At 40.7% G+C, this 10,982-nt stretch carries 9 protein-coding genes; 1 reads left to right on the top strand and 8 read right to left on the bottom strand.

What is annotated here, in order from left to right; translation table 11 throughout:
- Positions 1 to 49: 49 nt before the first annotated feature.
- The gene (locus tag DBR40_RS25610) at positions 50 to 853 is read left to right on the top strand and encodes a hypothetical protein (RefSeq protein ID WP_124562575.1); all 804 of its coding nucleotides are present in this window, start codon (positions 50 to 52) and stop codon (positions 851 to 853) included.
- Between the two features lie 101 nt (positions 854 to 954).
- On the opposite strand, the gene DBR40_RS25605 is transcribed toward DBR40_RS25610, so the two are convergent.
- The 8 genes from DBR40_RS25605 to DBR40_RS25570 all read right to left on the bottom strand — a co-directional run bounded on the left by DBR40_RS25605 (position 955) and on the right by DBR40_RS25570 (position 10,789).
- Complete coding sequence (locus DBR40_RS25605; RefSeq protein ID WP_233603990.1) at positions 955 to 2,160, bottom strand: MFS transporter; 1,206 nt, start codon at positions 2,158 to 2,160, stop codon at positions 955 to 957.
- 111 nt (positions 2,161 to 2,271) lie between these two features.
- Positions 2,272 to 2,925 (bottom strand): TenA family protein, encoded by a 654-nt coding sequence (locus tag DBR40_RS25600; protein ID WP_124562574.1) that lies wholly within the window; start codon positions 2,923 to 2,925, stop codon positions 2,272 to 2,274.
- Entirely contained in the window at positions 2,922 to 3,740 is an 819-nt protein-coding gene (gene thiD / locus DBR40_RS25595; protein WP_124562573.1) for a bifunctional hydroxymethylpyrimidine kinase/phosphomethylpyrimidine kinase, read from the bottom strand. The genes DBR40_RS25600 and thiD overlap by 4 nt, the downstream gene beginning before the upstream one ends.
- Positions 3,741 to 4,218: 478 nt before the next feature.
- Positions 4,219 to 5,766 carry a choice-of-anchor I family protein gene (locus DBR40_RS25590; RefSeq protein WP_124562572.1) on the bottom strand — a complete coding sequence of 516 codons (1,548 nt, stop codon included), beginning with the start codon at positions 5,764 to 5,766 and terminating at the stop codon, positions 4,219 to 4,221.
- Positions 5,767 to 6,351: 585 nt separating this feature from the next.
- Positions 6,352 to 7,758 (bottom strand): dihydrolipoyl dehydrogenase, encoded by a 1,407-nt coding sequence (gene lpdA / locus DBR40_RS25585; protein ID WP_124562571.1) that lies wholly within the window; start codon positions 7,756 to 7,758, stop codon positions 6,352 to 6,354.
- Between the two features lie 138 nt (positions 7,759 to 7,896).
- Positions 7,897 to 8,571: an HAD family hydrolase gene (locus DBR40_RS25580; RefSeq protein WP_124562570.1), complete on the bottom strand. Its 675-nt coding sequence runs from the start codon at positions 8,569 to 8,571 to the stop codon at positions 7,897 to 7,899.
- A 12-nt stretch (positions 8,572 to 8,583) separates the two neighbouring features.
- The gene (locus DBR40_RS25575) at positions 8,584 to 9,795 is read right to left on the bottom strand and encodes an esterase-like activity of phytase family protein (RefSeq protein ID WP_124562569.1); all 1,212 of its coding nucleotides are present in this window, start codon (positions 9,793 to 9,795) and stop codon (positions 8,584 to 8,586) included.
- Positions 9,796 to 9,940: 145 nt separating this feature from the next.
- Positions 9,941 to 10,789, bottom strand: coding sequence for a DUF6515 family protein (locus tag DBR40_RS25570; protein ID WP_124562568.1), 849 nt, complete (start codon positions 10,787 to 10,789; stop codon positions 9,941 to 9,943).
- Positions 10,790 to 10,982 lie beyond the last annotated feature (193 nt).

Below are 10,982 nucleotides of genomic sequence, written 5' to 3'. Positions count from 1 at the left end.
CAATACTGTATCCAAACAAATTGTTAATCAACATTGTATATTAGTGATTATGTTTAAAACCGTCATTAGCCTATTTCTCATCTGTACTGCCCTCATTGTAAAAGCCCAGCATCCGCCAGTTTTCCCGGCAATGAAATCCGATTCGGTATTCGTTAAAGTAGCAAACCTCAATATTACCCTGGTAAAATACAGCTATAAACCTAATGGGATCCGCTTTTTGGTGGTTCACGACAATGAAGATACAGGCGTAAAGGCTGGTTTCGATTATATCCGCTGGAGCGGTGGCGAACTCATAGACTGCCAGTATGGTGGCGTAAGAGACTATAATTTCACCTATATGGACGACCGCTACCGGATTGACCCAAATGCCATTTATACTGAAGTTGGGGTAAACACACGGTTGAAGAAAGATGCTTATAGCTCGAACGAAGTAGAGAAAGCGATATTAAATGCAGGTAAGCAAATTGTAGATTTTTACGATCCCAAATCAACGGGTTACTTCTTAACTCTACATAACAATGCAAATGGGGGCTTTGGAATTTCCTCATACCTGCCCGGATACGATTTAGCCAGTACGGCCGATTCGGTTTATATCAATTTCCAGATGGATAACGACGACCTATTGTACGTAACCGAACCTAAATTATTCTCGACCTTAAAAAAAGCGAATGTAAATGTTATTCTTCAATCCAAGTTTGTTTCCAACGATGGTTCGCTCTCCGTTTACGCTATGCAGAACCACATTCCTTACATCAATGTTGAGGTACAACACGGTCATCAGGATGAAAACCTACGATTAATAGAATTGGCCATTGCAGCGTTAAAAGAGCATGGATTGGTGAAGAAGGAGTAAATTTACTAGCGCGTCACCCTGAATTTATTTCAGGATCTCTTTAGCATGAAAGCGTATAACGAAATGTTTTAAGTTAACCGCTTCAAACAATTAACCTCAGACTAGTTTATTTCCTTAATTTTGGTAATTACAAAGGTGATTAACAACCCAAAAACAGATATAATTCCGAAAGAATAGCGCAGGCTCGATAGTTGCGAAATGTATCCAATTAGTGGTGGACCAAACAGGAATGCGAAATAACCAATGCTCGAAACCATGGTTATGGCCTTACCCGCAGGTACTTTTTTGTTGTTACCTGCAATGCTGTAAACCATGGGTACAATACTCGAAACACCCAAACCAATTAGCATAAAGCCAATAATGGCCACAAAAATATTCGGGAATATTACCGCAAGTGCCATACCTATTGATATAATGGCACCACTGATTTGCAAAAGGTTTTTCCGACCAAATTTACCGATCAGATATACCCCCAAAAATCTACCGCTGGCCATCATAAACATAAAAGAGGCATAGCCAATAATGGCACGGTTATGCGGCAACTTCACTACATCTTCGAAATAAATGGCACTCCAATCGAACATGGTTCCTTCGGTAGCCATACTACAAAAAGCGATAAGACCCAATAAAACCAGGATCCCCTGCGGCATGGTAAAAAACTTTGTTTTTTCGGCCAGTGTATCAGGTTTATTGTAGTTGAGTAATTTTTTAGCGTTAAACGCCACATTAGTTAAGGATATGGCGGCGATAATCCAGAAATGCGTATACATTCCTAATTTTAAGTTAACCAGGCCCAGTGCAATTAATGCCCCGGTTAAATTCCCAATACTCCAAGCACCGTGGAAAGAACTCATAATCGGCTTGCCGTAATAATTTTCGCCGGCAACGCCCTGCGTATTTAAGGCAATGTTGCAAAGATTACCTGTAATGCCAAACAGCACCAAAAAAGCAGCCAGTTGCCAGCCTGTAGTCGCCAACGCCAAAAAGGTTAACGCGATGGCATACATGGGTGCTGTGGCCTGAAGCATTTTCTTGCTACCAAAATGCGTGGTTAGTTTTGCCGAAAAAAACATCGTCATGATCTGACCAGCAGGCAATGCAAAGAGAATGGAACCTAATTCTGCATCATTTAAGTTCATTAAGGCTTTAAATGTCGGAATCCGGCTAGCCCAGCTTGCAAAGCAAACCCCTTGCATAAAGTAAAAGGCTGAGATGGCAAAACGTACTTGTTTTGGAGAACTATGCGCTAATACAGGTTTACTTTCTGGTGTACTTAATAGGGCCTGATCTTGCGGGTTTTCTTCCAAAATTGATGTATGAGTAATAAGATTAAGCTACAAAGTTCCTTAAATCTATTGGAAATACCGACATTTTTTTAAGTTTATATCAAAATATTTGCAAAAAACGCTATAACCTGGTTAAATCTTCCACTGTTCAAGTTGGTAGGCACTATCCCAAAACATCCATTCAAGCCGTGTGGCCATTTCAAAAGCATCAAACATTTTTTGTCGTGTAGCAGGGCTTGCATGCCTGGCCAAATCGTCGGTTATATTGATGGCCTGTGTTACGGCCTGGGCAAATTCAATTCCTGAATACATATCAATCCACCTTTTATAAACATTTTGGTTTCCCTTTTGCTGCGCAAAGATATGATCGCCAACTGCCTTATAAATCCAGAAGCAAGGTAAAACTGCCGCAGCAGCTACTTCTACACTGGCATAAGCGGCTTGGTTTAAAAGATAATTGGTGTACAAAAGTGTTGCCGGCGATGGTGTTACTTTGCTTTCCAGACCAAATTCTACAAAATAACTTTCGTGCAAACTACGCTCAGCAAAAATAGCTCCGGTAGAAAATCCGGCATAGGCCATAACCAGTTCTGCATCATCAACGCGACCACTAATGGTGCTTAATGTCCGGCCAAATTCCAATAGATAATAGGCATCCTGCGCCAGATAAAAAATAAACTTTTCCTTAGGTAAAGTGCCCTCACTTAACTCCTGATTAAAAGGCATGGCTAAAATCTTATCATAGATGGGCTTCACTAACTCCCAGGCCTGCTCACTCCATTTCATTGTACAATTAATTTTGAAGGGTTAAAAAAATGATTCAGAGGGCCGTTTCCGGCACCTGTAGTAATCTCGCTACCTGCCTGTAATGCAGCGGCAATATATTGTTTCGCGTTTTTAACCGCGGCAAGCAGATTGTTGCCTTTACCCATTTCAGCAGCAATAGCCGAAGACAAGGTACAACCTGTTCCATGCAGATTTTTAGAAGCAATAAAAGCACTTTCCAAAATCACAGGTTCCTCATTGCCGGCGATATACACATCGTAAATAACCGGACCAGATAAATGACCGCCTTTAACCAATACCGCCTTTGCTCCTTTTCCGATAATTTTTCGCCCTGCGGCAACCATATCATCGAGGTTAAAAATGGGTTGTTCGGCAAGGATAATGGCTTCATCTATATTCGGGGTAACCAGGCTTACGAGCGGAAATAATTTATCGATTAACTGCGTAACAGTATCGGGCTCAATAAGCTTATGACCACTGGTAGCCACCATCACCGGATCTAAAATAACAGGAACTTTGTTGCCATAAGCTTTAAGTTCAGCTTCGATTACATCGACCACTTCTACCCGGTTAATCATCCCGATTTTAATGGCAACAGGCTGTATATCTTCAAGCACGGCTTGCAGCTGGTCTTTAATCAGTTCGGGTGGAATACCATGAACAGACCTTACGCCCATCGTATTTTGTGCTGTTACCGCTGTAATTACCGAAGTACCGAAACAGCCCAGCGCCGAAAAGGTCTTTAAATCGGCCTGAATACCCGCGCCACCACCACTATCGGAGCCGGCTATGGTTAAAACATTAATATAATTCATGGTTCTAAGACTTCATCTTTGTTTATAACACTTCAGGAGTCTTCAAAATGCAGAAATGCAATTTACGCAGCAGACAAACTAATTTCCTACGCCGGCATTATCCGGATCAGGTTCATGACTTTAAAATTCCAATAATCAAATTCCAATGTTCAAACTTTTGAAAATTGAATATTTTGATTTGGTAATTTAATGTCAATGGGTATATTCTCAGCCAACTAATTTGAAGGCACCCCTAAAGTTTTATTTTGTGCTGCAATATAGGGTTAAAAGTTGGAAGCTTAAAGACCAGTGCGTGGTTATTATTACAACCAGATCATTACTGTGTTGTACGGAACAAACCATGCTTACAGCACAAATACCAATGTATTAGGATTCCCACCTTCGTGGCAATGACGGTCTAGGAGCGGAACAGCAATAAAACAAAAAAGCCCCGATAGCATACCGGGGCCTAAAACATAATAATTAATAAGAGAGTCGACTATATTTTATCAGGCTGATAAAACCTTACTGTTCCATCTGCTTCGTTCGAAACAATTAATAAACTTCTGCCATTCGGGCTATCTTTTGGTTTAACAAACAACAAACCTTCAGGTGCATCGCCAGTAGAGAATAGCTGAACAAATTTCGGCGCAGCAGGAGTAGTAACATCATAAATGGCAATCGCATCTGCGCGCTCCATACCAATAAAAGCTAAAGTTTTTCCATTTACCTGGGCAACGGTTACACTCTCTACCTCTACCCCTTTATTATCCGAGCGGTCATCATCATATTTACCGGCATCAATCACCTGTTGCTCAAGGTCTTTTCCAATATTGGCGACCAAAGCTCCGGTATTTGCATTCAGGATGCTCACACATCTTCCGCCAGTTGAAAACAATTCCTGATATACTTTATTGGTACCAACCACTGTATAACCGGCAGTATTGGTTACGGTAAGCCTGCCCAGATTGGCATCTAACTGCAAGGTTGCAGCGTTTGGAAACTTAACCGGGTCTAAAATAAGATCTTTTACGCGTACCTCTTCTTTTGAATCTTTTGGAGTATAATCCTGTCTGGTATCTCCCTCATTTGCTAAAGCCAGATAAGCAGTACCTCCAGTGCTGAAATATGAAATTGCATCTGGCAAATAGTAAGCCTTGATAGGCCATGTACCTAATACTTTTTTACTGTCTTTATCGCTTACATCAAAGGCATTTTCAGCTAAACTGATATCTCTGGTACCCAAAGGCGTAATTTTGGTAATGGTTCCTGCAACAATATCAACTTCGGCAACCCCGTTGTTTTCTTGTAAGGTAACGTATGCCTTTTTAGAATCAGTGCTAACGGCAATATATTCAGGTTCAATATCCTGGGTAAAACTGGCGTTGTAACCATAAATCCTGAAACCCCCTGCCAATAAAGTTGCTTTCTGCGATTCGAAAGCCGAGAAATCTACTGTTTTTACTGAATAATTATCTTTGATATTAATGATTGAAATGGTTCCTTTAGGATCAACGGTATAAGCCAGGTTCGGTTCACCTTCGTTAGCCGATAAAATGTAATTACCATCCGGGCTAAAAGTAACCATATCGGGCATAGCACCCACGGTAATTTTTTTAACTTCTGATAAATCGGAGGTCTTTAACACTAAAACATCGCCATTTCCCTGCTTATCGGCACCATCTAAAGCGATTGCCAGTAAACCGTTGCTCACCGCCACACTGTTAATGCCTGCGTTGTTTGGATAAATTAATGTTTTTAATTTGGTAACCGTTGGGTATTTACTCATATCCACTACATCAACCTTGGTTCCCCCATCGTTACTCACTACAAATAATTGTTTGGTTAAGGGATCGTAAGCAGAAATTTCTGAGGCAAATTCGCCGCCCAAATCAATTGAAGCAATTTCCTTAAAACTGTCTATTTTTTCGGGAACTACCGCTTCGGTTGGCGGATCTATAATCGGTTCATCGGTTGGGTTTTTCTTACAGGCAGCAAATGCCAGTGATGCAATCAGGATTGCACCAAATAGTTTTTTACAGTTCATCGTTTGTTTATTATCTGAACCGCAAAAATAAATTCGTATAACGCTGTTTTTCAAGCAATGTACGTTATCATTTTATTAAGAAAATATAAAGAAAGACTAAAGCAGAAAGACCAAAGCAGAAAGCAGAGGGGAGACAATTTCCTATCCATTCTGTTTTTTTTTGCATGAGGGATAACAGTGTAAATCCTTTTGTTGTTAGCTGGAGCGCAGTCGAAAGCAAAACAAAAAATTGAAACGGATAGCCCGACCTTTGCGCAGCTTGGGGCATACCCAAGGAAAGCAAAAAGCCGAAAGTGGAAAGCAGAAAGGCCAAAAAGGCAACCTCCAATCATCCTGGCTGCAATACACACCATTATCATTCACCAACTTCATTACAAAGCGTCGTCATCTCGACCGGAACGTAGTGGAGCGCCCGCCTGCTTCGGGCAGGGAGAGATCTAACTCGAGATAGATCTCTCGACTACGTTGCACTCCGCTTGAGAGGACGGATAAAAATTTAAACAAAAAATCCCGATATAAATACCGGGATTTTATAAGTATAACTTATCAAACAGCTACCGAAACTAGTTCAGCATAACTGGTTGATTAAATATGTATTGCTCTGTTATCAGTTGCGGCTAAAGCTGCTTCTTTTAACGCTTCGGTATAAGTTGGATGCGCATGGCAGGTACGTGCAATATCTTCTGCTGATGCACGGAATTCCATTGCTATAACAGCCTCGGCAATCATATCAGCTGCACGCGGACCAATCATGTGTACACCTAAAACTTCATCAGTAGCGGCATCAGCCAATACTTTAATGAAACCATCGGTATCCATACTTGCTTTAGCACGGCCACTCGCTTTGAACGGGAATGAACCTGCTTTATATTTTGTTCCTTTTTCTTTCAATTGCTCTTCGGTTAAACCAACAGAAGCAACTTCCGGCCAGGTGTACACCACACCAGGGATTAAGTTATAATTGATATGTGGTTTTTGTCCGGCGATAGATTCAGCAACATAAGTACCTTCATCTTCGGCTTTGTGCGCCAACATTGCGCCTGTAATTACATCACCAATAGCATAAACACCTTTAACCGAAGTTTCTAAGTGTTCGTTTACCGGAATTTTTTTACCTCTTTCCTCAACCGTGATACCGATTTTATCTAAGCCTAAACCTTCGGTATAAGCAGTACGCCCCACAGCAACAATGCAGTAATCGGCTTCTAAAGAAATAGATTCGCCTTTTGGCGTATCGGCTGTAACTGTAACGGTTTTACCTTTGGTGGTAGCACCTGTAACTTTGTGCCCCATGTAAAACTCCATACCTAAAGTTTTCTTTAACACACGTTGAAGTTCTTTACCTAAACCAGCATCCATAGTGCCAATAATTGAAGGTAAGAACTCAACTACAGAAACTTTGGTACCTAAACGTGCGTACACAGAACCTAACTCTAAACCGATAACACCACCACCAATTACAACCATTGTTTTTGGCACTTCTTTAATGTTTAAAGCCTCGGTTGAGGTAATGATGCGTTTTTTATCGATTGGTAAAAACGGCAAAGCAGTAGGTTTAGAACCCGTTGCAATAATTACGTTTTTTGCCGATAAAGTTTCGGTAGTACCATTAGCTTTGGTTACCAGAATGGTATTTTTATCTACAAAAGAACCTACACCTTCGAAAGAATCGATTTTGTTTTTCTTGAATAAATAGGTAATACCGGCTGTATTTTGAGCAACAACATCGTCTTTACGGGCGATCATTTGTTTCATATCAACTTTTAAATCTTTTAAGTTGATACCATGGGTAGTGAAAGTATGGGCAGCATTGTGGTAATGCTCTGAAGAATCTAATAAAGCCTTTGATGGGATACAACCTACGTTTAAGCAGGTACCGCCAAAAGTTTTATATTTTTCTACCACTGCAGTTTTTAAACCTAACTGAGCACAACGGATTGCGCCTACATAACCGCCCGGTCCTGAACCGATAACAACGACATCGTATTGCATAATTTCTTGAGAATTTTGATTAGCCAAATGTAGGGAAAAAAGGTTAAAAGCTGCAAACGTAGCCGTATTGCAATAACCAATATCCCCTTAGTTTACCACACTGCTAAGAGATTTGACAGTTAAATGAGCCGGCTAAGGCTAATGGATAGCGACAAGCTCATTTTCAATGATATATTTTTGGGCATAAGCCATATTCAGAAACAATTGATCGGCCACCCTTAATTTCTGATGTGCCCGTACATTGGCCTGAACAGCAAAACAGGTGATACCTGCAGCCATAGCCGATTTCACCCCGTTGATGGTATCTTCAAAAACCAGGCATTCGTCTTTTTGCAAACCCAGGCGCTCCACACATAGGTTATAACTTTCAGGATCAGGTTTTGATTTACTTACATCGCTCCGTGTAATAAACAAACGGAAATATTTTGCCAGACCATTGCGTTCAAAAACAGCTTCGACATCCAGTTTCGGACTTGCTGTAACTACTGCAAGCGTAAGCCCTTTTTCGTAAGCAAACTGTACAAACTCCAGGGCATGCGGCATTAACCGGATATCGGTTGTCCTAAACCCCTCAAACGTTACTTTCTCCCTTCGGTTAATAAAGCCATCTAAATCTTCATCAATTTTGTAGCGGCCTATTATGGTTTTTGCATTTTTTGGCAGCGGGATTCCCGCATAATTGCTTAACCAGTCCTTAAAATCAATTTGAACATTGTAGGGGCATAAAAATGTATTCCAGCAATCGAAATGAAATTTCTCCGAATCAATCAACGTACCGTCTAAATCGAAGAGCAGCGCTTTTATTTTACTCATTATAAATTGTAACTAAGGAATAACCTCGAACAGGAAAAACTGTTGGGTTTGCGATTTACTGAAATTATTATCGACGCAAAAAATCAGCGACTGGTGACCGTTTGGTAATTTTGGGCCAAAAGTGATCCCTTCAAAATTATCGATATGCTTGTTAAGGGAATCGAAATCAAAAAGCAATTTCTTTTTTAAGGGTTTAGGTGGATTTTGAATAAAACCAGTATTATCGATTTCATTTTCTGCCCCGTTCAAATCAACCAGGTACAGTTTAATAAAAGTATGGTCGTCGTGTCCTTTAGCCCAGGCACGTTCCATTACCAGTAAGCTATGATCGTTTACCGCTAAAATTTCAGATATGCCATTTACATTCCAGTCGTTTTCTACAGTTGGTTTTACCGGCATCGCCCCCAGATTATAGGCATACTGTGCTGTATTTTTCTTTGTTATGGCATCAAACTTTAAGATTCGGGTAAGCGCTTTATCAAATTCGAAAGCGGCCTGCGGTCCATCCTGGTAAAGTGGTTCTTCTAAACTGGCATAAATGGTTTTGTAATGATCAGCATAAGTTACGCCTTCAAATAAGGCATTTTTGCGTGGTCCGTTTTCTCCTTTTGTAAAATGAAAGCCTGCAGGCAAAGGTATGGTATCTAAAAACCGGCCATCCTTAGCAATAAAGGTTAATGCTGGCTGAACAATAATGGTATCTCCGTTTTTCAATAAACGCTCCCCTTCATTACTCCAGATAAAACTTTTTAATTTAGGATTATAACGAACTGACTCACCATCTGCCTTTAATGTTTTATCTGAGCGGTATTTCGGGTATTCCTTTCCATTTTGCTGCAGCATAAAAGTTACCCCTGTTACCTGCACAGTATCAATTTTATTGGCTTTAATAGCAATTTGCGCAGTGTAAATCCTCGCCGGGCTTAACTGCGAAGGATCATCGCTAATGAGATAATATTGATTGCTGGCCGCGTCGTAATCAATACCCGATAAACCTCCAACTACGGTATTTTGAAAGGTTTGGTTTAACGGCATTACGTATTCATCTAAAAACTTAACCGACGAAATGCTGGTTTCTTTTTGCTTCGCAGCCTGCCTTGTTGCAGAACAAGAAGAGAACACAAGGGCAAAAAAAGCATAAATAATAAGCAGATGAGATACAGGTTTCAAATCGGAGTATTTAGGCTGTAAAAGTATCGATTTTTGAGCGTCTGTAATACGCATCACACTGAATTTATTTCAGGGTCGCTTCTGAGCGCATTTCTGATCGTTTATCTGTTTCGGCTATCTATTTGTACAAAAGAGTTGTCAACTTTACTAGCCAATTTGCTAAAAAGTTGACAACTCTTGATCACTATTGGGGATGTGCTTAAAACAACTTACCAATTACGCGGTAAGTAATGTTATTGCCATCTACAATTTCTTCGTAGTAAACATCATCGGGCGAAACAAAATACTTTTCGTTTTTAATGGTTACTTCGCGGCAACCTTCAGGCAATTGGTTAATGATATCGCCAATCTGGTGCGTATCAACCGGACCATCAGTCGTATTCAAAATACCGTCTTTACCTGCTACCACATATACGGTTTTACCATCAGCATTTTCTTTCTGGGTGTAGTACACACCTTTATACTCGTAATAATCTACCCCGTTAATGGTAACAAGATTCGCATCCGATGGTAAGTTCGGAACTTCGGCACCAACTGGTGGGCTTACCACTTCGTATTGACTGTTATTTTGTTGATAGAACAATCCGCCTGAATAGTAAAACTGATTGGCACCAAACCAAAACGGATAATAACCATAAGGCAGCACACCGATCCTAAAACCTAAAAATGGACGGTAGAAATTATAATAGCTGTAGTATGGTCTGTAATAAGGTCTGCCAAAACCCGGACGGTAACCATAACCTGGCCTGTAACCTGGGCGATAGCCAGACCCCGGACGATACCCCGGCCTGTTGTAACTATAACCCGGACGCTCTGGCCTAACACCTACCCTGCCCGGAGAAAAACTACCCCGGTTTGGTGCTTGCATAGATGGCTGTCTGGAAATAGAACCACCACCTCTCGAAGGTCCGATTGACCCCGATCTGCTACCACCACCAGAGCCGCCACTTCTGCTTGGCCGTTGGGCAGAAACACTTTCTACGCTTAAAGTTGCAATCATCGCTGCTGCAGCGAAAACAACCAATCCTTTATTCAATAACCTGTTCATTATTTTGTGTTTAATTCGATTATCTATATGACGATGAAAATTCTTAAAAGATTATCCCTTAACAATATTTAACTAAATTTTGATACCGTGATGACGAAGACGCTGTAATAGTAAAATCTACTTCCATCTTCCCTTTTACATCTTTACTAACAAACCTTTTACGGGATGTTTTTTTTAGAATCGTACACGAATC

The sequence above is a fragment of the Pedobacter sp. KBW01 genome, assembly GCF_003852395.1.
In the GTDB taxonomy this organism is placed as follows: domain Bacteria; phylum Bacteroidota; class Bacteroidia; order Sphingobacteriales; family Sphingobacteriaceae; genus Pedobacter.
Note: the sequence above shows the minus strand (reverse complement) of the source record. Positions and strands in the feature narration are given on the sequence as shown.